At 38.3% G+C, this 24,078-nt stretch carries 25 protein-coding genes and 1 tRNA gene; 17 read left to right on the top strand and 9 right to left on the bottom strand.

All coding sequences use genetic code 11. The annotated features are described in order from the left end of the window. The first annotated feature begins 118 nt into the window (after window positions 1-118). Window positions 119-1,417, top strand: a complete 1,299-nt coding sequence (gene eno, locus I6F49_RS05885) for a phosphopyruvate hydratase (RefSeq protein WP_024589994.1) — start codon at window positions 119-121, stop codon at window positions 1,415-1,417. A 404-nt stretch (window positions 1,418-1,821) separates the two neighbouring features. Here eno and mutH read toward each other — a convergent pair whose 3' ends face one another. After that, the gene (gene mutH / locus I6F49_RS05890) at window positions 1,822-2,493 is read right to left on the bottom strand and encodes a DNA mismatch repair endonuclease MutH (RefSeq protein ID WP_197179179.1); all 672 of its coding nucleotides are present in this window, start codon (window positions 2,491-2,493) and stop codon (window positions 1,822-1,824) included. A 530-nt stretch (window positions 2,494-3,023) separates the two neighbouring features. Between mutH and rppH the strand changes: the two genes are divergently transcribed. The 14 genes from rppH (at window position 3,024) to I6F49_RS20465 (ending at window position 15,071) form a co-directional block, all read left to right on the top strand. Next, window positions 3,024-3,542, top strand: a complete 519-nt coding sequence (rppH, locus tag I6F49_RS05895) for an RNA pyrophosphohydrolase (protein ID WP_002958704.1) — start codon at window positions 3,024-3,026, stop codon at window positions 3,540-3,542. A 29-nt stretch (window positions 3,543-3,571) separates the two neighbouring features. Continuing rightward, window positions 3,572-5,836, top strand: a complete 2,265-nt coding sequence (gene ptsP, locus I6F49_RS05900; RefSeq protein ID WP_197179181.1) for a phosphoenolpyruvate--protein phosphotransferase — start codon at window positions 3,572-3,574, stop codon at window positions 5,834-5,836. A gap of 90 nt (window positions 5,837-5,926) precedes the next feature. Next, entirely contained in the window at window positions 5,927-6,736 is an 810-nt protein-coding gene (locus tag I6F49_RS05905; protein ID WP_197179183.1) for a sulfite exporter TauE/SafE family protein, read from the top strand. A 13-nt stretch (window positions 6,737-6,749) separates the two neighbouring features. Continuing rightward, a complete protein-coding gene (lgt, locus tag I6F49_RS05910; RefSeq protein WP_007583122.1) occupies window positions 6,750-7,553 on the top strand; it encodes a prolipoprotein diacylglyceryl transferase in 804 nt (267 codons plus the stop codon). A gap of 10 nt (window positions 7,554-7,563) precedes the next feature. Beyond that, window positions 7,564-8,415 (top strand): thymidylate synthase, encoded by an 852-nt coding sequence (locus I6F49_RS05915; RefSeq protein ID WP_197179185.1) that lies wholly within the window; start codon window positions 7,564-7,566, stop codon window positions 8,413-8,415. 23 nt (window positions 8,416-8,438) lie between these two features. Next, on the top strand, window positions 8,439-9,317 hold the full coding sequence (gene galU / locus I6F49_RS05920) for a UTP--glucose-1-phosphate uridylyltransferase GalU (RefSeq protein ID WP_197179187.1): 879 nt from the start codon (window positions 8,439-8,441) through the stop codon (window positions 9,315-9,317). Between the two features lie 702 nt (window positions 9,318-10,019). Continuing rightward, a complete protein-coding gene (locus I6F49_RS05925; RefSeq protein ID WP_197179189.1) occupies window positions 10,020-10,703 on the top strand; it encodes an SPOR domain-containing protein in 684 nt (227 codons plus the stop codon). A gap of 78 nt (window positions 10,704-10,781) precedes the next feature. Next, window positions 10,782-11,366, top strand: coding sequence for an SPOR domain-containing protein (locus I6F49_RS05930; protein ID WP_197179191.1), 585 nt, complete (start codon window positions 10,782-10,784; stop codon window positions 11,364-11,366). Window positions 11,367-11,421: 55 nt separating this feature from the next. Further along, window positions 11,422-12,015, top strand: coding sequence for a FlgO family outer membrane protein (locus I6F49_RS05935; RefSeq protein WP_197179193.1), 594 nt, complete (start codon window positions 11,422-11,424; stop codon window positions 12,013-12,015). Between the two features lie 13 nt (window positions 12,016-12,028). Then, window positions 12,029-12,730: a FlgO family outer membrane protein gene (locus tag I6F49_RS05940; protein ID WP_197179195.1), complete on the top strand. Its 702-nt coding sequence runs from the start codon at window positions 12,029-12,031 to the stop codon at window positions 12,728-12,730. A gap of 8 nt (window positions 12,731-12,738) precedes the next feature. Then, window positions 12,739-13,413: a FlgO family outer membrane protein gene (locus tag I6F49_RS05945; RefSeq protein ID WP_197179196.1), complete on the top strand. Its 675-nt coding sequence runs from the start codon at window positions 12,739-12,741 to the stop codon at window positions 13,411-13,413. 72 nt (window positions 13,414-13,485) lie between these two features. Further along, a tRNA-Arg gene (locus I6F49_RS05950) sits at window positions 13,486-13,560 on the top strand. Window positions 13,561-13,936: 376 nt separating this feature from the next. Beyond that, window positions 13,937-14,965 (top strand): SIR2 family NAD-dependent protein deacylase, encoded by a 1,029-nt coding sequence (locus I6F49_RS05955; RefSeq protein WP_197179198.1) that lies wholly within the window; start codon window positions 13,937-13,939, stop codon window positions 14,963-14,965. Next, window positions 14,946-15,071, top strand: coding sequence for a hypothetical protein (locus tag I6F49_RS20465; RefSeq protein WP_256729715.1), 126 nt, complete (start codon window positions 14,946-14,948; stop codon window positions 15,069-15,071). The genes I6F49_RS05955 and I6F49_RS20465 overlap by 20 nt, the downstream gene beginning before the upstream one ends. Window positions 15,072-15,579: 508 nt before the next feature. Here the strand turns inward: I6F49_RS20465 and I6F49_RS05960 are convergent. The 5 genes from I6F49_RS05960 to I6F49_RS05980 all read right to left on the bottom strand — a co-directional run bounded on the left by I6F49_RS05960 (window position 15,580) and on the right by I6F49_RS05980 (window position 20,316). Continuing rightward, window positions 15,580-16,224: a replication endonuclease gene (locus tag I6F49_RS05960; RefSeq protein WP_197179207.1), complete on the bottom strand. Its 645-nt coding sequence runs from the start codon at window positions 16,222-16,224 to the stop codon at window positions 15,580-15,582. 37 nt (window positions 16,225-16,261) lie between these two features. Then, complete coding sequence (locus I6F49_RS05965) at window positions 16,262-16,855, bottom strand: DUF4303 domain-containing protein (RefSeq protein ID WP_197179209.1); 594 nt, start codon at window positions 16,853-16,855, stop codon at window positions 16,262-16,264. A 121-nt stretch (window positions 16,856-16,976) separates the two neighbouring features. Beyond that, window positions 16,977-17,909, bottom strand: a complete 933-nt coding sequence (locus tag I6F49_RS05970; RefSeq protein ID WP_166377242.1) for an exopolyphosphatase — start codon at window positions 17,907-17,909, stop codon at window positions 16,977-16,979. A 146-nt stretch (window positions 17,910-18,055) separates the two neighbouring features. Then, entirely contained in the window at window positions 18,056-19,504 is a 1,449-nt protein-coding gene (locus I6F49_RS05975) for a dihydrolipoyl dehydrogenase (protein ID WP_197179211.1), read from the bottom strand. Between the two features lie 83 nt (window positions 19,505-19,587). After that, entirely contained in the window at window positions 19,588-20,316 is a 729-nt protein-coding gene (locus I6F49_RS05980) for a glutathione peroxidase (RefSeq protein WP_197179213.1), read from the bottom strand. Between the two features lie 111 nt (window positions 20,317-20,427). On the opposite strand from I6F49_RS05980, the gene I6F49_RS05985 reads away from it, so the two are divergent. Beyond that, entirely contained in the window at window positions 20,428-21,327 is a 900-nt protein-coding gene (locus I6F49_RS05985) for a LysR substrate-binding domain-containing protein (protein ID WP_197179215.1), read from the top strand. Here I6F49_RS05985 and I6F49_RS05990 read toward each other — a convergent pair. Next, window positions 21,324-22,517, bottom strand: coding sequence for a flagellar assembly protein FlgT (locus I6F49_RS05990; protein WP_197179217.1), 1,194 nt, complete (start codon window positions 22,515-22,517; stop codon window positions 21,324-21,326). The genes I6F49_RS05985 and I6F49_RS05990 overlap by 4 nt on opposite strands. Window positions 22,518-22,657: 140 nt before the next feature. On the opposite strand from I6F49_RS05990, the gene I6F49_RS05995 reads away from it, so the two are divergent. Further along, window positions 22,658-23,116 carry an LPP20 family lipoprotein gene (locus tag I6F49_RS05995; RefSeq protein ID WP_008168853.1) on the top strand — a complete coding sequence of 153 codons (459 nt, stop codon included), beginning with the start codon at window positions 22,658-22,660 and terminating at the stop codon, window positions 23,114-23,116. Window positions 23,117-23,265: 149 nt separating this feature from the next. On the opposite strand, the gene flgN is transcribed toward I6F49_RS05995, so the two are convergent. After that, on the bottom strand, window positions 23,266-23,697 hold the full coding sequence (gene flgN / locus I6F49_RS06000) for a flagellar protein FlgN (RefSeq protein WP_010553241.1): 432 nt from the start codon (window positions 23,695-23,697) through the stop codon (window positions 23,266-23,268). Continuing rightward, complete coding sequence (gene flgM, locus I6F49_RS06005; RefSeq protein WP_197179224.1) at window positions 23,690-24,010, bottom strand: flagellar biosynthesis anti-sigma factor FlgM; 321 nt, start codon at window positions 24,008-24,010, stop codon at window positions 23,690-23,692. Before flgM ends, flgN begins: the two co-directional genes overlap by 8 nt. Window positions 24,011-24,078 lie beyond the last annotated feature (68 nt).

The following is a 24,078-nucleotide window of genomic DNA, read 5'->3' on the forward strand; positions in this document are numbered from 1 at the left end:
TATTGAGCTGTTTTCTCAGCGCTATAATAGCTCACTAATTAAATGCAATTGGTATAAACTATATAAAACGTAGTAAAGTTAGCTGAACTCACCATTTTGGGAATATAGAGGAATCAAGATGTCAGAAATCGTAAAAGTAATCGGTCGCGAAATTATGGACTCGCGTGGTAACCCAACTGTTGAAGCAGACGTACATTTAGCAGATGGCTCTTGGGGTCGTGCAGCAGCACCTTCAGGCGCATCTACTGGTACTCGTGAAGCATTAGAGTTACGCGACGGTGATAAATCACGTTACTTAGGTAAAGGTGTATTAAAAGCAGTTGGTTATATCAATAACGAAATTGCTGATGCTTTAAAAGGCCAAAGTGCATTAGATCAAAGCGCTGTAGATAAAGTGATGCTAGATTTAGACGGTACCGAAAATAAAGAAAAATTAGGTGCAAACGCAATCTTAGCTGTATCACTAGCAACTGCGAAAGCAGCTGCACAGTCTAAAAAAGTTGAGCTTTATGAACATATTGCTGACTTAAATGGCACACCAGGTGTTTACTCTATGCCACTTCCAATGATGAACATCATCAATGGTGGTGAGCACGCAGATAACTCTGTAGATATTCAAGAATTCATGATCCAACCTGTTGGCGCTAAAAACTTCCGCGAAGGCCTACGAATGGGCGCTGAAGTATTCCACAGCCTTGCTAAAGTACTTAAAGCTGATGGTCATTCAACAGCGGTTGGCGATGAAGGTGGTTTTGCACCTAACCTTGCATCTAACGAAGCGGCTCTTGCTGCAATCAAAGTAGCTGTTGCAAACGCAGGTTACGAGCTAGGTAAAGATATTACTTTAGCGATGGATTGTGCTGCATCTGAGTTTTACGACAAAGAAGCAAACATCTACGATCTTAAAGGTGAAGGCAAAAAATTCACTTCTGAAGAATTTAACTTCTTCTTACAAGATCTTACTAATCAGTACCCAATCGTTTCTATCGAAGATGGTCTCGATGAGTCTGATTGGGATGGCTTTGCTCATCAAACTAAACTAATGGGTGATAAAATCCAATTAGTAGGTGATGATTTATTTGTAACAAATACTAAGATTTTAAAACGCGGTATCGACAACGGTATTGCTAACTCAATCTTAATTAAGTTTAACCAAATCGGTTCTTTAACTGAAACTTTAGCTGCAATAAAAATGGCTAAAGACGCTGGTTTTACTGTTGTTATTTCTCACCGTTCTGGTGAAACTGAAGATTCAACAATTGCTGATTTAGCGGTAGGTACTGCTGCAGGTCAAATTAAAACAGGTTCATTGAGCCGTTCTGACCGTGTTGCAAAGTACAACCAATTGCTACGTATTGAAGAGCAATTAGGTGATAAAGCACCGTACAATGGTCTTAAAGAAGTTAAAGGTCAGTAATTCTATTTTATATAGAATCTAATTTTTAATTTTAGATGATAAAATCCTCGCATAAGCGGGGATTTTTTATGCCTGATACTTTTATTCAAAGAGATGAAAATAAGTTGTAGGCGTTAAGCTTGCTGACGCGCGCACGCAGTGCGAAAAGGGTGAACAACAAAAACGAAAACTCTTTATTTAAGCCTCAAATTATTTTATTAAAAAAGGTGAAATACCTTGTAGGCGTTAAGCTTGCTGACGCGCGCGCAGTGCGAAAAGGGGGATCAACAAAAACGTAAACTCTTTATTTAAACCTCAAATTATTTTATTAAAAAAGGTGAAATACCTTGTAGGCGTTAAGCTTGCTGACGCGCGCACGTAGTGCGAAAAAGAATTTGCTTAACTCATAATATTTTCTGCACAGCTCAAAGCTGAAACTGTTGCTTTAAAATATCACCCGTAAAACTGGTTTTTAAATAAAAGCCACGGGGTAGGGTTTTAATTATTTGCCCATTTGGGCCAATAGCATCAGTGACTATTTTACTATGAGCAGCTTTGGGGCGTATTTGCATCGCATCGCCTAAATGGCCTGATATTTCGTCGACTCTACCTAGCGCAATTAGCTCCATTTGTTCCTCCCAGTCACGCTGTAATAAAGTGTCCTGTTCAGGTGAGGGTTGCCACAAAAAGCCGCTACCGATGGTTCTATCAAACGGAGCAATATCTCGCTCACTTAATATTGGCAACCATAAAACGTGGTTTAGCTTTTTACGCACGCTGCTTGTATGCCACGTCATTCCTGTAACGTTCATTAAAGGTGTAACCGATACAAACGTAGTTTCAAGTGGCCTACCTTTATAGGAAATAGGGAGTGTTTTTAGCTCAATGCCTAAATCTTCAAAATCTGGAACTGGTTTTGAACCTGCCGTAGCACCTAGTACATATTCAATTAGCTGGCCAGTCCAACCTTTTTCACGCAGTAAATCATCAGGAGTTTTAAAATTGTATTGGCTAGCAATTTGGCCTAAGGTCAATCCCGCAATACTACTTACGCGCTGCATTAAGTCATTAATTGAAAGAGGTTTTGATGGTCGCATACTATTAATTTCGATTGAATAAATACCATAGCCATGATAGCAAATTGGCTAAGCCGTGGATATCTTTAGGGTTGTATGTTTTTTGCTCGCTTGTTGTTTGTGTTAATTTTGAACATGTTTTAATTAGAGTGCTTTACTTTAAGTTACTGACTCACTTGAGTTTTTTAAAGTTATACGTTCAGTTTTGATTAAGCCATTTTAAAGTTGTAAGGATAAATACAACTATATGAACATGTTTATCCACAGAATCTGTGGAGAACACGAGTTTTTCGATCTTGTATTGTGGATTTGTTTGCAAAATGAGCGCGTTTTACAAAAGTTATGCACAAACTGTGAGTAACTAGAGGAAAACAAGAACCGCAATAGCTTCACTCAGTTATTTTTCAAATATTTACTCACTTTCTATTAATTTATTGATGCGCTAAAAGCTCAAACTTAGCTAACTAATTGGCTTGGGTATAATAGTATTTGCCGTATTGCGGCTAATGTGGAACAATCATAAAAAATCGACTTACAAATGAGGCACTAAGGTGATTGATGCCGAAGGTTTTCGTGCCAATGTCGGAATTGTGATTTGCAATAATCAGGGACAGGTTTTTTGGGCCAGACGTTATGGTCAACACTCTTGGCAATTTCCCCAAGGTGGTGTTGATGATGGCGAAACAGCAGAACAAACCATGTACCGTGAATTACACGAAGAAGTAGGATTGCGACCAGAAGATGTAGAAATAGTCGCAAGCTCAAAACATTGGTTACGCTATAAATTACCCAAACGATTAATCCGCCGAGACTCTAGTCCGGTGTGTATTGGGCAAAAACAAAAATGGTTTTTACTAAAGTTACGTTGTAAAGACGAAGATGTAAATTTACTCAAAACCCATCATCCTGAATTTGATGATTGGCGCTGGGTAAGTTATTGGTATCCTGTAAGACAGGTTGTATCGTTTAAACGGGATGTTTATCGACGTGTAATGAAAGAGTTTGCTCCTTTCGCGATGCCTTTTAATAAGAGAGAACAACATAAAGATCATTGGCGAAGCAAAAGGTAGTTAATTTAGAATAAGTAAAGGAGCAGGACATGCTGGCTACACTGAGATCTATTGCGGAGTCTGTATCGCGACAAGCGAATTTAGACAGTGCATTAGTGTGCTTTGTGCAAATGGTTAAAGATGCCATGAAAACCCAGTGCTGCTCCATTTATTTTGCAGATTACAGCCAAGACAATTTTGTACTTATGGCAACCGAAGGGCTAAACCCCGATGCGGTAGGTAAGTTTAGAATTGGTTTTACCGAAGGTTTAGTTGGCCTAGTAGCGCAACGCGAAGAACCTATTAATATTGCATTTGCTAAATCGCATCCTCGTTTTAAGCTCTCTCCTGAAGTAAACGAAGAAGGCTATAACGCTTTTTTATCTGTACCTGTCGTTCATCAAAAAAAAGTACTGGGCGTTATTGTTGTTCAACAAAAAATGGCGCGTGTATTTAGCCAAGACGAAGAATCGTTTTTAATAACGCTTTCTGCCCAACTTGCCTCGCAGTTAGCGCATGCTGAAATTAAAGAAATACTACGCCAAGATGAGTCATCCCATCAAACGTCTGTTTTAAAAGGCGTGTCGAGTGCACCAGGAATAGGCATAGGGCAAGCATTTGTAGTATTACCAAAACTCGATTTTAAATCTATTGAGCTTCTAAAAGACAGTGACGTTACTGAGCAGCGCCGTTTGTTTACTCAAGCTGTAGCTGCAACGCGCAAAGAATTTAATACCCTATCGATGACGCTAAGCGACTCTATTCCGCACGAAGCTCTTGCGGTATTTGATGTGTATCAACAACTGCTTGATGCTAAAAGCTTAGGTCATAATGTTGAAATGCAATTACAAGAAGGCTGGTGTGCTAAAAGCGCCCTAAAAATTGTAATAGAGCGTTTAATATCTCAATTTAATGCCATGCAAGACCCATATATAAAAGAGCGTGCTGTTGATGTTAAAGACATTGGCCTTCGTGTATTGCATCATCTTGTAAATACCGAGCACGCAGTTAAAAACTATCCACCCAATACAATTTTAATTGCTAACACTTTAACACCCGCCATGCTTGCTGAAGTGCCAAAAGGTCACTTAACTGGCGTTGTTAGTGTAAATGGCTCTGCAAATAGCCATGCTTCTATATTAACGCGTGCGATGGGCATTCCTGCTATTTGGGGTATAGAGGATTTACCCTTACTGCAGTTTAATGGCAAGCCGATGATTTTAGATGCATTTGCTGGGCGTTTATATATATCGCCTTCACAAATGCTGATGGACGAATACACAGAGTTACAGCATCAAGATAACCTACTAAATAACCGCTTTTTAGCAGAGCAAGATTCAGAATCAATTACGCTTGACGGTGAGCATGTTAGCTTATTATTAAACGCAGGCCTTGAGCTTAATACTGAGCAAAGTAGCTCACATATTTGTGACGGTGTGGGGCTTTATCGAACCGAAGCGTGGTTTATGCAAAAGGGTCAGTTTCCTTCGCAAGCAGAGCAAGAAAACTGGTACCGAGAAGTATTAACTAGCTATCATCCAAATCCAGTGGTTATGCGTACATTGGATATTGGGGGCGATAAGGTACTTGATTACTTTAATATTACTGAAGAAAACCCATTTTTAGGTTGGCGTGGTATACGTATTAGCCTTGATCATCCAGAGTTATTTTTAGATCAACTAAAAGCGATGCTCAAAGCAAATATTGGTTTAGGTAATTTAAAAATAATGCTCCCTATGATCAGTGGCACTGAAGAAGTTGATGAGTCACTTGCGTTATTTGAACAGGCTTATTTTGAGTTAAGTGAAAAATACCCAGAGCAAACCATAGAAAGACCCGACATAGGCATAATGCTAGAGGTTCCTTCAAGTGTATTTATGCTTCCTGAGTGGTCAAAAAAAGTCGATTTTTGCTCAGTAGGTAGTAACGATTTAACACAGTATTTATTAGCAGTAGACAGAGCTAACGCACGTGTAGCCGAACTTTTTAACCCTTATCACCCAGGTGTACTAAGAGTACTAAATAAAGTGGCGCACGAATGTGAGCAATATGAACTGCCATTTAGTTTGTGTGGTGAACTAGGCGGTGATCCTGAAGGGGCTATTTTACTTATCGCCATGGGCTACAGGCGCCTTAGTATGAATTTATCATCGCTTAATAAAGTAAAGTGGGTACTTAGACGTTTAAATGTCAGTGACATGGAACAACTACTAAGTGAATGTTTAGCGCAATCGACAGCTAAACAAGTACTACGTTTAACGCGAAGCTTTATGCTAGAGCATAAATTAGGTGATTTGTTTTACACCCCAAAATAAGCTCGTACGCCTAATTAATTGCAATACACAGATGCTATTAGTTTTATAATCCTTTAATATATAAACCTTAAAAGGGTATTTGAGATTACTATGTATGACTTAGGTTTGTTAGTCGCAAGCTGCGCACTACTAGGCTGTATTGTTGGGTTTTTAGCTGGATTACTAGGCATTGGCGGTGGTTTAATTATCGTTCCAGTACTAAGCACTCTGCTACTCTCATTTAATGTAACGTCGGCTGATCATGTATTAGTAATAGCTATTGCAACCTCACTCGCTTCTATTTTATTTACTTCAACGTCTTCAGCGCTGGCTCATCATAAAAATGATAACGTACCTTGGGCAATCGCCCCGTGGGTTATGTCGGGTGTGGCTTTAGGTGCACTTATTAGTGGCTTTGCAGCAAGTTTAATCCCTGAACAAATATTACGTACAGTGTTTGCTATAAGTGTTGTATTTATTGCAGCAAGAATGGTGCTCTCCGCGCGTAATAAACCGATGTCAGATAAACCGTTACCAGCAGGTCCTATTTTAGGTGGATTTTCTGCGATAATGGGCGGATTATCAGGTTTAATCGGTATTGGTGGCGGGGCACTTATTGTACCTATGCTTAATTATTTTTCGGTTGATATAAAAAAAGCAATTGGCTGCGCAGCCGCGTGTGGAATTGTTATAGCATTATTTGGTTCTATTGGTTACATCAGCGCAGGCTGGCAGGTTACCGATTTAGAGCATGGTTTTGCTGGGTTTGTTTATTTACCTGCATTATTTGGAATTGTTATTACCTCGTGGTTTGTTGCGCCTATTGGCGCCAAAGCAACTCACTATTTACCTGTTAATACAATTAAGAAAGTTTTCGCGGTGCTGCTTGTAGTTATCGCAATTAAAATGGTTTTTAGCTAAAGGTTTATTTTTTATGGCACTTGAATTCCCTCAAATTGATCCAATTATTTTTTCTGTTGGACCGCTAAGCGTACGCTGGTATGGCTTAATGTATTTAATTGGTTTTGCATTTGCGATGTGGTTTGCTAATCGTCAAGCGTCAAAGCCAAATTCGGGTTGGACTAAAGACCAAGTAAGCGATTTACTGTTTTATGGCATGTTAGGGGTAATACTAGGCGGACGTATTGGCTACGTATTGTTTTACCAGTTTAGTTACTTTATAGAAAACCCACTGTATTTATTTAGAATAGATCAGGGTGGTATGTCGTTCCATGGTGGAACACTTGGCGTTATAACCGCCGTCGCAATTTTTTCGTGGACGCGTAAAAAGTCATTGCTTCAAGTGGGCGACTTTGTTGCTCCGCTTGTGCCTGTTGGCTTATTAGCTGGGCGTATTGGTAACTTTATTAATGGCGAATTGTGGGGTCGAGTTACTGATGTTCCATGGGCAATGGTATTTCCAACGGGTGGTCCGCTTGCGCGTCACCCATCACAATTATACGAAGCATTTTTTGAAGGCTTAGTGCTGTTTTTAATCCTGCAATGGTTTATTAAAAAACCGCGTCCAGCTGGCAGCGTAGCCGGTGTGTTTTTATTAGGTTACGGCGTGTTTAGATTCTGTATTGAATATTTCCGCCAACCCGATGCGCAACTAGGTTTATTTGCCGACTTTATTTCAATGGGGCAAATATTGTCACTTCCTATGATTGTAGGCGGCTTAGGTTTATTAATTTGGGCATATAAGCAACCACAACACGTTAAAACAGCTAAGGCATAATAAAAACAACATGAAACAATATTTAAAATTATGTCAGCGTATTGTTGACGAAGGGCAGTGGGTCGAAAATAAACGTACAGGTACGCGTTGTTTAACCGTTATTAATGCCGATTTAGAATACGATGTAGCTAATAATCAGTTTCCGATGATCACGACGCGCAAAAGTTACTACAAAGCCGCTATTGCTGAGTTGCTAGGCTATTTACGCGGTTACGACAGCGCTGAGCAGTTTCGTGATATTGGCTGCAAAACATGGGATGCCAACGCGAACGATAACAACGCATGGCTTAATAATCCTAACCGTAAAGGTGAGGATGACATGGGGCGTGTTTATGGCGTACAAGGCCGTGGTTGGCAACGACCAGATGGTTCAACGCTTGATCAGCTTTCCAAAGTTATTAATAACTTAAAAAATGGCATAGATGACCGTGGTGAAATAATCACATTTTATAATCCAGGTGAGTTTGAGCTTGGTTGCCTGCGCCCGTGTATGCACACGCACACTTTCTCCTTACTTGGCGATACCTTGTATTTAACATCGTATCAGCGCAGTTGTGATGTGCCGCTCGGCCTTAATTTCAATCAAATTCAGTGTTTTGTGTTGCTTGCGTTAGTAGCTCAAATTACCGGCCACAAAGCGGGTAAGGCGTATCATAAAATTGCTAATGCACATATTTACGAAAACCAACTTGAACTGATGCGAGACGTGCAGTTAACGCGTGAGCCATTTGCATCACCTCAGTTAAAAATTAATCCAAAAATTAAATCATTAGAAGACATAGAAACGTGGGTAACACGAGACGACTTTGAAGTAATAGGCTATCAATGCCACGAAGCGATTCAATATCCATTTTCAGTATAATAAAAGATTAAGGAAAACATAAAATGAAAGCAGTGATCCCAGTAGCAGGCCTTGGTACTCGTATGTTACCAGCCACTAAAGCAATTCCTAAAGAAATGCTTCCTGTGGTTGACCGTCCTTTAATTCAATATGTAGTAAACGAAGCCGTTGCTGCAGGCATTAAAGAAATCGTGTTAGTAACGCACTCGAGTAAAAACTCAATCGAAAATCACTTTGATACGAGCTTTGAACTAGAGGCTACTTTAGAAAAGCGTGTTAAGCGGCAACTACTTGCCGAAGTGCAAGCAATCTGCCCTAAAGACGTAACCATTATTCACGTACGCCAAGGTGAAGCAAAAGGCTTAGGCCATGCTATCAGTTGTGCAGCGCCTATTATTGGTAACGAACCGTTTGTAGTTATTTTACCAGATGTAATTATTGACGATGTAGAGAGCGATCTTAAAAAAGATAACTTAGCAGAAATGATCGCTAACTTTGAGCAAACCAAGCACAGCCAAATTATGGTAGAACCAGTACCAATGGCACAAGTTAACCAGTTTGGTGTGGTTGATTTAGGTGATGTTGACTTAAAGCAAGGTGAAAGCTCGCCAATTCTTAATATGGTAGAAAAGCCGCCAGTAGATGAAGCTCCATCAAACTTAGCTGTAGTGGGTCGATACGTATTAAGCGAAAATATCTGGCCGTTACTTGCAAAAACTCCGCAAGGTGCAGGCGACGAAATTCAATTAACTGACGCAATTGCGATGTTAATGGAACACGAAAAAGTAGATGCATACGCTATAAAAGGCCGAAGCCATGATTGTGGAAGTAAAATTGGTTACTTAAAAGCAACGATTGAATTTGCACTACGCCGTGATGAATTTGCCGATGAATTAAAATCATTTATCAAAAAACTGATTTAACAGTTAACGAAAAACATGAAAGGCGCCTATATCGGCGCCTTTTTTTATGAGTATTATCAGGGCCTGTTTATCTTTCGAGGTTAAATTTGCAGCAGACTGTTTGGTATTTAGGCAAGGCAGAGCCTATGTAGTGTGGTTATTCCCCATAAATAGGCGATAACGTAGCATAAATGCCAAACATGCGCTGCCCGAAGGGTTCTGCCTCGGGGCAATTTACTCTTTGTTGCCTACATGGATGTAGGTAAGGGGCGTGAGCAGGACGCGAAAGCTTTACTCGGTTTTTACTTATTCTTACATGGATGTAAGCCAGTAGAATAACGCAGGAGCAGTTATCGAGCCCACTAGGTTACAAACCTCGCGCCGCGATTAAATGGCCCCGAGATTGAACAAATTTTAATCCTGAAAGGTCAACAGGCCCTAGAATAAAGTAAGGACGGGGCCACTCGAAAAATAAAAGTTTTTAAGTCATTACAGACATATTGTTATTTATGTTGTAAAGTTTGTGTTAACTGGCATTAAATTTGTATTAAAGAATGCTCTCAAGGACGGGGTGGAGTATGCAACGATGTGTTTTACGAAACACTGACATGCATGCGAAGAGCTAAGTTTTATAGCTCACAGCTTAAAAAAGTTAAACGCTTTCTTGTGAGAATGTTTAACTGAAATGTAGTGAAAAAACACTGCTTTCAGGATAACTAATACATGTTTATATATAAAAAAAATAACATAGGGCTTTTACTCAGCTTGCTAATGCTTTTATTTGGTACAGCATGCAGCGTTACGCCTGAAAAAAAAGCTATTGATGAACAATCTCAAAGTAACTCGCCTGATTACGTCTCAATTACAGCCTTGGAGCTTGCTCAGCTAAAAGATGCCGCAATGCAGTGGCAACAAGCCCGCGAGGGTATAGAGCGAATTTTAAGGTTAGAAAAAGAAATAACTTACCTCGTAAATCATATTGATATTATAAATAGTAAAGCTATAGCTCAGTCTAACCAAGGCTACAGCAGTAAGTCAGTACGCTCACCACGAAACACACGTAATGTTAAATCACGCCAACAAGTTAAACAAAACGACAGTAATAAAAAACAAACTGTAAAATTAAATACACCTAAACATGTATTTGCTTTGCAGGTAGCTTCGGTTGACTCAGAACAAGGTGTGGCTAAAGCATGGCAAGAACTAAATACTAAAGCAGCGCCGTTGTTTAGAGACAAAATATTGACGAATGTAGAAACCGCTAAAATAAACGACAAAATGTTTTACAGGCTAAAGCTTGGTTCTTACCAAAACTTTAAAAATGCAAAAGCAGACTGCGCCGTATTCAAGCTTTATAAACTCGATTGCATAGTAAGTAACTATACCGATAAGCCTATAAAGCTGTAGTTAAAATAGAAACTTGCTTAAAATATATTTATCCATAAAATATATTCTTCATAATTTAACTCGCTTTTGGAAAAGTAAATGCTTTTAAAACCGATATTTAAAAGCATAGTGCTATTAACGGTACTTGCTTTAGCTGCATGTAACTCACCCCAGCAAGTTAAAACGACTCAAACCAACCCGCAATCGATTCTTATTGAGAAGTCTGATTTGGAGCTGCTTAAAGTTTCAGTCGCACAGTGGGAAAGCTCTCAACCTAAAGTAGAGCAGCTACTAAAGTTAGAAAATAAATTAACGCAGCTTGCTACTAATCTAAAACAGCTAAATGAGTTTGATGTTCTAAATACTCCTGTAAATGATGTAGTTAATAACGAGAGTGTATTAAAAACCCACTCGGTATTGTTTGCTTTGCAAATTGCCGCTTTTAAAAATAAAAATGCATTACAAAAGAAGCTCAGCGAATTCCAAGAAAAAATACCACAAAATATTATCTCACCCACTGAGGTAAATGTAGAAACCGTAAGAGTTAATAACACAACTTTTTATCGATTGAAGTTAGGTGCTTATAGCAATTCAGCGGATGCTAAAAGTGATTGTTTAGCACTAATAAAGCAACAAGTAGCATGTTTTGTTAGTTATTACGTTCAACAACCTTACAAACAGTAATTTTTAGGCATAATTATTGCTTTAACTCTTATATATTTAAAAGAGGATGGCAACTATGCGCCTGTTATTGCCCTTATTATTTGTAAACCTAGCAGCTTGTAGTTTAACGCCTCAGCCCGAGCCGAGTATCAGTACTAATGCTCCCAAAGCAGCTATGGCAGCCTACACAGTAAGTGATTACGTTAATAACTTAACAGCCCAACTTAATAATCTTCAAGGGCCGCTAAGTAGAAATGCACGTATTGGTGTAAGTAGCTTTTTTCTTGCCGATAAGATCGACTCAAAACTAATGACAGAGCAAGGTTCTGGTTTAAGCCAACAGATCCAAGAAAGTCTTTTAACTCAAATGACCCAACTGGGATATAACACCGTTGAGTATAGATTGGGAAACAGCTTAAACTTATCAGAACATGCCGACAGTATACTTAGTCGTGATTTAAATAAATTACGCGCTCGTCAGAATATTGACTTAATTATTACCGGCACAGTGACCCGTCAGCAACACGCTTATATTGTAAATGCGCGTTTGATAAATATTAATAATAAACAAGTTTTGTCTGCCGGCAGTACAGAGATCCCAATTAATGTAATGTGGGGTAATGAAAAAATACAGCAACGCGACGGCTACTTATACCGCAGCGAATACTAACCAGGAGCACAAAATGAGAAACCTATTAATTACCCTCTGTTTACCTTTGGGCTTTGGCTGTTCGCATATACTAAATGGTATGAATACTGGTACGGATGAGACCCAGGTTCAAAATAATAACCAAACAGCGCAACTCGTTAATAATCAGCGTGATGTTGCAGATCCGGTATCCAATGATCGTTTATTTCAATCGGACTTTGCTCAAAAAAATAGTAATACCAAACCGACTCCGCCAATGCGAAAGAACATAAATCATTATGTACGCGGAATAATGCAAGACATGGTTGAAAACCTGCAATATGTTAATGGAAAAACACCATTAGCCGTTTCAAGCTTTGTATTTTTAGATGATGATTTTAATGACAGTAGTTTACTGGGGAATCAAATATCTGAAAGTTTCATGCACGAGCTACATAATTTTGGCATACCCGTTATTGACTTTAAAACAACCGACTACATGCGTGTTACACCTGAAGGAGACTTTGTATTTAGTCGAGATTATTTAGAGCTTAACCAAGATCAAAACTTTAAATACGTACTCGCTGGCACATTAGTAAGTAGTCAAGGAGGAGTTCTTGTAAACGCACGTATTATTGGACTGCAAAGCAAAGCCGTAGTAGGCACTGCGCAAGGTTTTATTCCACAGTCAGTTGTTGATGCACTTAATAGTAACTACCGCACTGATGGCATAATGCTTAAGCAAGCAAGCAAGTGAGGCTAACTATGTCGTATATACTAATTACTATCGTTGGATTTACTACTTTAATTGGGTTAACAGGCTGCTCAATGACGCAAAATAATGAGCATAACGAAAACACAACACGAACAGATTACACAGTAAACGGTGGTAATGATCAGCTTAAAGTTGCTTATAATAATCAAGTAATACAATCGCAAGTTGAATACGATCCATCTCAGCAGTTCACACCACTTAAGCACCATAAAACACTTGCTAACTATGTAGAGCAAATGGCACTTGATTTGGTTGATACGCTTGAGTTTGAAAGCGATACCGACACCAATATTAATATTGCCGTTACTACCTTGGTCGATCTTGATTCGTCGCTTACTAAAAGTAATCAATTGGGTAATCAAATTTCTGAAACGTTAATTCATCAGTTACAAAAGTTTGGTTATGGCGTGGTTGATTTTAAAACAACCCAAACAATAGATGTAAATAGCCGTGGTGATTTTGCTTTCTCGCGTGATATTGAAAAGCTTAGCGAAGAGCAAATGGCGAGCCATGTATTAGCGGGCACATTAATTTATCGCAGTGATGCTGTTGTTGTAAATACACGTGTAATTAACGTGCATACAAAAAAAATCGTCGCGAGTAGTCGAAAACTAATACCAATTTATGTACTAAATAAAGAAGATATATACTTATCAAGCAATTAAGTTCAGTTGTTGCTTGATATAAAAAACCAGATGCCGTTATAATTCACCCTTCTAAGCACACAGCTTATTTGTGGCCTCTTAGTTAAATGGATATAACGGCCCCCTCCTAAGGGGCAGTTGCAAGTTCGATTCTTGCAGGGGCTACCAATTAAATCAATGGGTTATGTGTTAAATTCCTTTTTTATTAATTTTTTATAGCACATTTATAGCAATCTAAATTGAATTGTTATAATTTTAGAGAGGCTATTTATATCTTTTTAATACCCCGATAATTTTGTATCGTGATTTAATTTATAAGCATCTAATAAATGCAAAGGTAGCTGGTTGAGTTCATTTGCATAGATGTAAAGTTAATAGTTTTTCTACTTGAAGACTTATAGTCTTATTTAGTTTATTAGAATTTATAAGCCTTTGATGCATAATTGTTTACCAATACCATAATTGTCCGTTGTGTTATTTTTAATAGATATGAGCATAATAACCGAGGATTGGTAATTCGAATGAACAACAGTGTATTCAAATTATGAAAGTAGTTATCTTATCAGGTGCAGGACTTTCTGTTCCTTCGGGTTTACCTTTATATGAAAACATTAAAGAAACTCCTGAGTATGAACAGTTTCAAGTAGCTGATGAATCTGAATTATTGAAATTAATTGAGACTATTGGCTACAGATATGCGGCATTTATGCCAAATCAAGCTCACTTAGAATGTAAGTACCTTGAGACATACTGTGATTCTATTGGTGTAGAGCTTAAACACTACACACTTAATGTTGATGATTTAATCGAAAAGTCAGGTGGAAGTGCTATACATATACACGGCTCTATAGCTGAACCAAATAGTATTGTTAGTTTTAAAGATATTCCAAGCATAGATCTTTTTGAATTAAAATGGGAACAAAATGATATTTTAATTGTGTTGGGTGTCAGCAATACAGGTTTTCCATTAGCTGCTATCGAAGACAATGTACTTGCAAGTGGAGCAAGGTTTTTAAACTACAATGTGATATCCAATAATGAAACTAGTACTGACACGGTTCTAGGTGATGTTGTAGATACTTTTAGAGCTCTTGATCATAATAATTTGCCTCAGGTTGAGTTCATCGAAGTTGATTTAGGCTATACTGTAAGCCAGCTCGAATGTAATATCATGGGTGATGAGTACATAGTATATATACTTCCCTCGACTGAAAGCGATTTTAGTGCAGAAAGACTTAAAGAAACTGAATCGTTAATAGGGATGGAACTCGACGAAAACTGCTATGAGATTAAGTTTGATCTTAAATCTAATATTGAAAATGAAACTCCATTTGAGCGACCAAAGGAACCTGCTACAAGAAAGCAACTAAACTTGCTAGGTAGGGTTATTTCAGGGTTAATATTATCTCATTCTATAGATAACGAGGTTACAGCTTACACTGCGTCAGCCGCAGACAAAAGACTTGTCTCATTTTACAATTTGCTTGCAAAGCGTTATGTTGATCGACTAGAATATGAGCCATGGTGTGGTTTTGGTAATGACGGAGTAGATTATGCGTTCAAAAAGAAATGAAGTGACTAATCAACGTAAAGTTGAAGCTATGCGTAAGCTATCAAAAGCTTGTAATATTGCGATTAAAGCTGGTAAAGCAAAAAAAGCGATCCTGAACCCACAATAAATTAATAGCTTTATATTTATATTTATCTTAAAAAACTGACTATTATGTCAGTTTTTTGTTTTTAAATATCGAAAATTATTCTTATATATATCTAGAGAATAGATTTTTTTGTATTTAAACTGCACGTAATATGTACTCTTTAGTCTCCGCTTTTAGTACTCAAGTTGAATAAAACTTATTAACCGATGCGCATTGCGTCGAACTACCTCTGCATTACTCCGTTTTTATTCTCTTTCTATTTAATTTATATTATTTAAAAAGTGAATTTATAAAATATCACCTTACAGCTTTAAGCTAACAATGAAGTAACCGCACTTTTATATTACTTAGTACAGTTATTTACAGAACTCCAAGTAAGACCTTTTTTGCCATTCTAGCAAATAGTGAACTAAAGGTTATTCCTGGCTTTGAGGCTTTATTTGATATGAGCTAAAGCTAAATTAAGAGCTTTAGCTCATATCAAATATTGTATTTAACTACAGTTTTATTTATTGATGATAGCTTTAGGTTATGCCTTTTCTACCCTCCATGAATAGTGCTTTGTGATAATAGCTTTACCCGCGAACCATAAGCCTTTTACTTTGAGTATGAATTCACCATCGTAATAGCTTTGTAAGCACTCGCCCGTTTCCTCAACGATGTTTAAATCGGTGTGTAATTTGATAGGTCTATCTTTTAGTTTTGTGTGTAAACTGCCCATAGCGAGTATGTAGCCTTTCCAATCGCTATTATCAGCAGCAAAGCGAGCTTGTTCTAATAGGTTATCTTTTTTATCATTAAACATAGAGCGCAAACGTCTTAACTCGCGCCATACAGAAACGCTAGCGCCGCCAATTTGTTGAAACTGGCGAATGCACCAACACGATGCCCACGCATCAATACGTTGTGCTACAAGTAGCGAATCGTTACCAAATTTATCTTCACCTACACCTTCACCATCTATATTTTTCGCTATGTATTTTAAAATATAGCCAGTTGCAGAGCCTTTGTTTGGGTCTATTTGTTTAAAGTCATAACGGTTTTCCGCTGCACCTTTTTCGTCACCATCAACTTCTAACGCGTAATGGCGAATAACTGCTTTTAATGCGTCTAGCTTTTCGCTCTCAATAAAAAACAGCATATGCCAATGTGGTGTTTTATTTACCTTCCCCATACTTCATGTATAGCGCATATGTAGTCGTGTTTCGTTTTTAATTAATGGTATTTAACACTTTTTGCTCACATTTTTCACGCTCTGCAATCATTGCTTCAAAGTCAGCTTGAATTTGCGTTAGAACGGCTGGCGGATTAAGTCGTTTGATTCTTTTAAATTGAATGCTTTCTTCTTCGTCATAGGCGAGTATAGCTAAAGTGATTTTTTCGCGCTCAATACCATTTGAAAATAGCCCTTCTGCATCTAATTGCATAAGTACTTTTTCCATTGCTGTAAGCCATTGGTGCCAATTATCCATTGCTTCTATATCTGATTGAAACAAATCAATGCTGTTTTCTAGTTTTTGGCATTCTAGCGTTGTTTCATCAAAATATTCTGAATAACTCTCAAGCGTCGGGTAGTCATCAGGGTTCCATTTAGCCATATAAAAGCTACTTACATCGTTGTTGTACTCTGTTTCAAATACTTCTTTTAAATCTGATAAAGTATTAAACATTGGCAGTAGTGAGTAGCTGCCTGTGTGGTAAAAGCCCATTACATAAAGATCGCCACCATATTTTTGAATGATGTTTTTAAATGCTTTTTTGGTATCTTGATAAAGTGTTTTTTCGAAGTTTTTAGTATCTAACATGAGGTCATTATTTCTTTTATGATTACAGAAATTTATATGAAAAAAGTGAGTGATTAAAACTCACTTTACTAAAATAAAATAACCAGAGCTATGATATGACTCTGGTTATTGTAAGTTAATATTAGCCATCACTCGTAATTGTATTGATTAACTCACTCAGTACTGCTTCTGCTTTACTTGTTTCTACTTGGCAAGTACCTGCATTTAAGTGGCCACCACCATTATATTTTAAGCACAGCTCGCCAACATTGGTGTTCGAACTGCGGTTAGTGATAGATTTACCAACGGCATACACGACGTTTTGCTTTTTAAGGCCCCACATTTTATGAATTGAGATATTGCAGTCGGGGTACATTGCATAAATAACAAATCGATTTGTGGCGTAAATAGTTTCTTCTTGGGTTAAATCAAGGATCACTAAGTTTTTATGCACGGTAGCGCATTGAGAAATTTGCTCTTTTGCTTTTTCGTTATGCTCGTTATATAAAGCAACACGCTCGGCTACATCTTCCATTTTTAGAATGTCTTGTATGCTCTGATCTTTACACGCATCAATCAGTTTCATCATTAATTGGTAATTTGAAATTTTAAACTCGCGAAAACGACCAAGGCCAGTTCGCGCATCCATAATAAAGTTCATTAATACCCAATCGGTTGGGTTTAATATCTCGTCTTTTGAAAACTGAGCAGCATCGCCTTTATCTACCGCATCCATCATTTCAACAGAAATATTTGGAAGTTTTTCAGCGCCGCCATAGTAGTCATAAACTACGCGAGCTGCTGATGGGGCTTCTGGATCAATGATATGATTTTTTATGTCGCTTGAGTTACGAACGGTTTCGCTAAGGTGATGATCAAATGCTATATGACAGCCTGCAACGTAGGGGAGGTTGGTCGTAATGTCGTTTTCGGTAATGTCTATTTTGCCGTCTTGCATGTCTTTTGGATGAACAAATAAAATATCGTCAATTAGGTCTAAGTCTTTAAGCAATACGGCACAAACTAAGCCATCAAAATCGCTGCGAGTGACTAGTCTAAATTTATTATTGGGCATAGCTATTCCATCTTTTTAATTGAATTATCAATTAAGTGTAACAGCTAAATTTTTTTTTGAGAGATCAGCTTAAAAAAATTATAAAAAAAAAGCCAAAACGTTAGTTTTGGCTTTTACTTTGCAAGTTTGTATGTGTGGCAAATAGGTTATGCGCCTGGGCCACATTCCATACATGAATTTACAATGTCTGGGCCAAATTTAAGTTTGGCGTTTAAGTCGCGAAGGGCGGTGCGTAACCCTTCTTCAATTACTGGGTGGTAAAATGGCATATCAAGCATTTCTGGTACGGTCATTTTGTTTTGTACAGCCCATGCTAGTAAGTGAGCAATATGTTCGGCTTGTGGGCCAATAAACTCAGCACCTAAAAATAAGCCTGTACCTTGCTCTGCATATACACGCATATGACCTTTATTTTTTAGCATTACTCGGCTTCGGCCTTGATTTTCAAAGCTGACTTCGCCTACTTCAAAACAACCACATGGGCCTAAACGATCGGTAATTTGCTTGTAGCTTTCGCCTACCATTGCTATTTGTGGGTCGCTAAATACGGCTGCAATTTTTGCTCTACGCAGACCTATACGTACATCTGGGAAGCGCCCTGCATTTTGGCCTGCGATAGCACCTTGGTCAGATGCTTCGTGTAGCAGTGGGAGCATGTTACTTGCATCACCTGCTATGAATATATTCGATTCACCACATTGCATTGTGTGCGTGTCGGCATGCGGTACGCCGCGTTCATCAAGTTCAATGCCGGTGTTTTCAAGGCCGAGTTTATCTACGTTAGGTACTCGGCCTGTGGCTGCAAGTACGTAGTCAAACTGTTCGGTGTGTTTTTCACCTTGTTTGTCGGTATAAGTTAGCTGTGCTTTGTCGCCAACTTGCATCATGTCAGATACGTTTGAGTCGGTATCTACAAAAAATTCTTCAGCAAAAACAGTGTTTGCATAGTCTTTTACTACTGGGTCTGTAAGTGGGCCAATTGCGCCGCCTACACCAAATAGCTTTACATTTACGCCTAGTCGGCTAAGTGCTTGGCCAATTTCAAGACCTATTACACCTGGGCCAAATACAGCGACTGATTCTGGTAGGTCATCCCAATCAAATACGTCGTCGTTTATAATAAGTTTGTCGCCAAAGTTATTAAATACGCCAGGGTATGAAGGGCGTGAACCGGTAGCAATTACAAAGCGTTTTGCTGTAATAATTGTATGGTCGTCTATTTGTACGCGGTTTGTGTCTAAAAATTGTGCGTAGCCACGAATTTTATCACCATCAGGTAATTCATCTACGGCTTCTACTACGAATCCTGCAAAACGATCTCGTTCACTTTTAACGCGTGCCATAACTGCTTTGCCATCAATGACTGGCTTTGAGCTATGCACACCAAATGCAGGTGCCATTTCAATTGCGTGTGCGGCTTCAGCAGCTGCAATCAATAACTTGCTTGGCATACAACCAACACGTGCGCATGTTGTGCCGTATGGGCCTGATTCGATCATTAATACGTTTTGTGTAAACTGTTTAGCGTTACGGTAAGCACTTAAACCAGCAGTACCTGCGCCTATAACAACAACATCGGTTTGCAATTCTTTCATAGTATTTTTTCCTCTAATAAATAGGGGCATAAAAGCCCCTATTTTTTTACCCACTAACTTTAGATATCTACTTTACTTATTAATTAAGCAAAGTATTTTTCTAAGTCGTCTGAACCACCGATGTGTTTACCACCAATGAATATTTGTGGAACAGTCTCACGACCAGATACAGCTTTTAGACTTGTTAGTGATGCGCCTGCACCCATAACAATCTCTTCATATGCGAAGCCTTTTTCTGCAAGAAGCTCTTTCGCTTTTTTACAGAAAGGACAGCCAGGTTTAGTAAAGATGCTTACTGGTTCTGGTTTAGCTTGCTTAGGGTTGATGTAATCAAGCATTGTGTCTGCGTCAGATACTTCAAACGGGTCACCTGGTAAATCTGGTTCGATGAACATTTTGTCAATCACGCCATCTTTAACCAGCATAGAGTATCTCCAGCTGCGCTTACCAAAACCTAGGTCGCTTTTATCTACTAACATGCCCATGCCGTCAGTAAATTCGCCGTTGCCGTCTGGTAATAAAGTAATGTTTTGCGCTTCTTGATGCTCAGCCCATGCGTTCATTACAAAGGTATCGTTTACTGATAAACATACAATTTCGTCAACGCCGTTTTGCTTAAGTACGCCAGCTAATTCGTTGTAACGTGGTAAGTGAGTTGATGAACATGTTGGTGTGAATGCACCTGGTAGTGAAAACACGACAACCGTTTTACCTTTAAAAATGTCATCTGTAGTTACTGATTTCCATTCGTCGTTTTGACGAGTTGCAAATGTAACACTTGGGATTGTTTGACCTTCGATATTGTTTAACATAGTTTTTGTTCCTCTTGATTTGATGGAGCTATTATGGCGAATAAATAAATATAGTTCCAATCGTTTGTTTGTATTAAACTGATAGTTATAAACTATCACGTAGAGCTGAATATGAACTTAAAAGATTTTGAATATGTAAAAGCAATAGCGCAATATAAGCATTTTCGCAAAGCTGCCGATGCATGTTTTGTTAGCCAGCCTACATTAAGTGGTCAAGTAAAAAAACTCGAACATGAGCTTGGCGTTACTTTATTTGACCGTTCAACTAAACAAGTTACCTTAACAGCAAAAGGTGAACGTTTATTAACGCAAATAGAGATTATTTTAGAACAAACGCAAATACTCAAAGAACTTGCAGCTACTTCTAACGAGCCTCTACAAGGTAAATTAACTATTGGTATTATTCCTACCATAGCACCGTATTTACTGCCTGCGTTATTAACATCGATGAAAGCGGCATTTATTGATAGCCAGTTTTCGTTTATCGAAATGCAAACAGCCACTATTTTAGAGGCACTTGATAGCGGCGAACTCGACTTTGCTATTTTGGCCGATGTACCAGAGCTTAAAAGCTACCATACTATTAGTTTATACAAAGAAGACTTTTTAGTTGCTGTATCACATGACAACGCGCTTTCTAAACATAAAAAAGTAGCGCTTAGTGACCTGCAAGGTTGTAGCCTATTAATGTTAAGTGATGGTCATTGCTTTAAAGATCAAGCCCAAAAGTTTTGTTTTTCTGCAGGGGTCGATGTATCTAACCAGTATAAAGGTAATAGTTTAGAAACATTATTAGCGTTAGTGGCCATGGATGATGGTATTACATTTGTACCAAAATTGGCATGTACCGACCGTGTAGGGATTGATTACTTGCCTATATTCCCTAATCAGCAGCGTAATGTGGTGTTTGCGTGCAGAAAGCATTATCCGCATTTATCTGGTGTAGAACAATTGGGTGAGTGGTTATCGGCTCACCCTAATTTAAGAGCTAAATTAGCTAAAAAGGTTTAAAGATCTTGGCTGATTATTTCTACTACATCGTTAATTTGCACGCCAGGTAGCGGTTTATTGTCAATACTGACTGCTACTGCGGTTTGCTGGTAAAGCTGCTCAACGCGAATTTCATTAAGCGTGGTGATAGTGTGCGGCATTACATTACCTGCGGCATCGGTTAAATAGTTATGATGCGCAATACTTAACGTCTGGCCTTTTTTCAAACCATGAGCTTTACCTAAGTTAATAACGATTTTGCTATTTTCCATGTGCATTATTTTGCCTTGAGTTGGCAAACACGCCATGGCGGCTTGAATATCATAACTTACCGATTGGTTGATATCGGTTATGCTTTGCCCATAAGGCGATTGCCAAAATCTATCACTATTGACATCAACTATGGTTGTTTTTTCAAACGGCCAAATTGCTTGAGTATGGTAACTATTTTGCCAAAGTTGCTCATAGGTAGTGCCATCAAATAGTGCAAATTCAATGTTGTAACTGCGCTCATACGCCTCGTCTTGCCAAAATGCGTAATCGTTATTAAGTTTGTCGCTGGTCGAAAGGCTGGTTATTTGGCTAAGCAGGACATATTGAGCATTACTGCGCGAAGATATTTCTTCTAATTGAGCGTTTGAATAGTCGTGCTGCTGCGAAAAGTACTTATCTACGCTTATTGCATTATTATAGTAAGCAATAGGTACTGCGCTCATTTTTGATTTTTGCAGGGAGGTAAAAATATTTTTGCTAATCGCTTTGCTTACGTCAAATATTTGACCCATTTTAGCGTGTTCACGATGAACAAGTTGGCTTTGCGTAACGGCCACAAATTTATTAAAGCTATTTTGTGGGCATTGCTCTGTTTGAGAAAAAATATCGAGCCGTAATGTAACGGCAAATTTATTGTCGTATTTATTTTCGCTGATCAGTTCAATTTTTTGAATTTCGCCGTGGCTGCTAATTTTTAGCTGATCTTGCATTAACACGCCATCTACCAAGGTTTGCACAGAGCTGACCCGCGCGCCAGAGAACACTAGCGCTTGAGTAATTGCATCTTTTATAGCGGCAGATTTGGCAGCGCTCGTATCACCATTTTGAACGTTCGCATGGCCCGTTGATTCATACCACTGCGCTTTAGTAAAAGGGGAGAGCGTTAATAATACCGTTGCACTTATCCCTGCAAATGCCAATGATAAAAACGACTTCATACTTTTACTCCAATTAAACGTTAGCTATTAACTAGGTAGAGCAAGGACTGTACCAATGTTATTTGATAATTATTAGTAATGCTATAAATGGCATTAAACGTGCATATGTACTGCTAATTACTATACAAGGGCTAAATGCTATGCGAGCAATTTCATTACTTATTACACTTGGGTGTTTAACCTTAGGTGGTTGTAGCAGCGTTTTTGATAAGCATGTTGAATATAAATATGTAGAGCCAAATAATTACCCAGTTTTAAAAGCGATAGGGTATGCACCTATTAGCTTACAAAAAGGCGCTAACGCGTCGCAAAAGCAACTTATGGCCATTAAGGCTTCTAAGCTTGAGGCTTACCGCGAGCTTACTGAGCAAGTATATGGGCAAAAAATTACCGCAGGAACAACAGTGGAAGGCTCAATAGCTCAAGACGATTACCTAGAAAGCAAAGTGCAGGGCCTTATTAAAGGTGCGCAAATAATTAAAACTTACGCGGTAGATGATACTTATGTAACCGAGCTTGAGCTCAACATGAAGCGTGTGCACGATTTATACATAGGTGAAGTAAAACCACGCGAAGTTAAAAAGGTAACGTACTACTAAAAACGTTTATTAAAAAAGTTATTCAAAATATCTCATCCTCTTATTTAAATAGGGAATAGGTTAAATTTATATCGCTATTTAGGAATAAAGGACATTAAAAAAGCCTTATCGATTTATCAATAAGGCTTTTTTAATGTGAAATTTTGGGCTTAAGCTTTTAGGTTACGAACCAGTTTACTCTCGGTATTTACTGACTTACCGGCTTGGTCGTAGGTCATTGACGTTGGTGCGCCAATTAATATCTCTTTTAATTGTTTAACACTTAGTTGCGCTTGGCGAGCAGCATGAGCATTAACATTATTTTGTTTTTGGCACTGAGCCAGTTGGGTTTTAACTTGGCTTATTAGCTCAGATATTTCAGAATTTTGTGAGTCGTTACTAGCAATTAGCTTACTTAGTTCTTTATCAAGGGTGCTTAACTTAGTTAAAAAAGACATTTTCTGTTGGGCAATTTCTTTTAAACCAGCACCACGTCGTGAGGCAATAGCAGTAAGCTCGTCGTTTAATAGCGTATGCAAAGAGTCTAAGCAACTCACTTGTTGGTTTAGTTTGACGCTAATTAAACTATTATGATCAGCCATATACGTTAAACTCAAAATCAGCTAAATTTTTGGCAAGCTTTTCACTATCCACTTGGTATTTACCTTCAGTAATCGCTTTTTTAAGCTCTGCAACTTTGTCGCTGTCAAAGCCAGGCGATTGCTGCGCTTTATCTTGAAGCGTTTTTAATTGCTGTGCTTGTGGCGTTAAACTTACAGAATCACTAGCAGCTTTAGGCGAAGGAGCTTGAGCAGCTTGTGTATTTGTATTATCTTTTTTTAAATCAACCTGTTGTTGCTTTGCATTTGTAAGTGCATTAGCTTGTTGATTACTACCATTAACTTGACTAACCATAATAATAAACCTGTATATTGCCCAACTTATGCCAAGTTATCGGCATATACGTAGGATACTTTAGTATA

Origin of the sequence: Pseudoalteromonas sp. SWN166 (assembly GCF_015864485.1) — a bacterium.
In the GTDB taxonomy this organism is placed as follows: domain Bacteria; phylum Pseudomonadota; class Gammaproteobacteria; order Enterobacterales; family Alteromonadaceae; genus Pseudoalteromonas.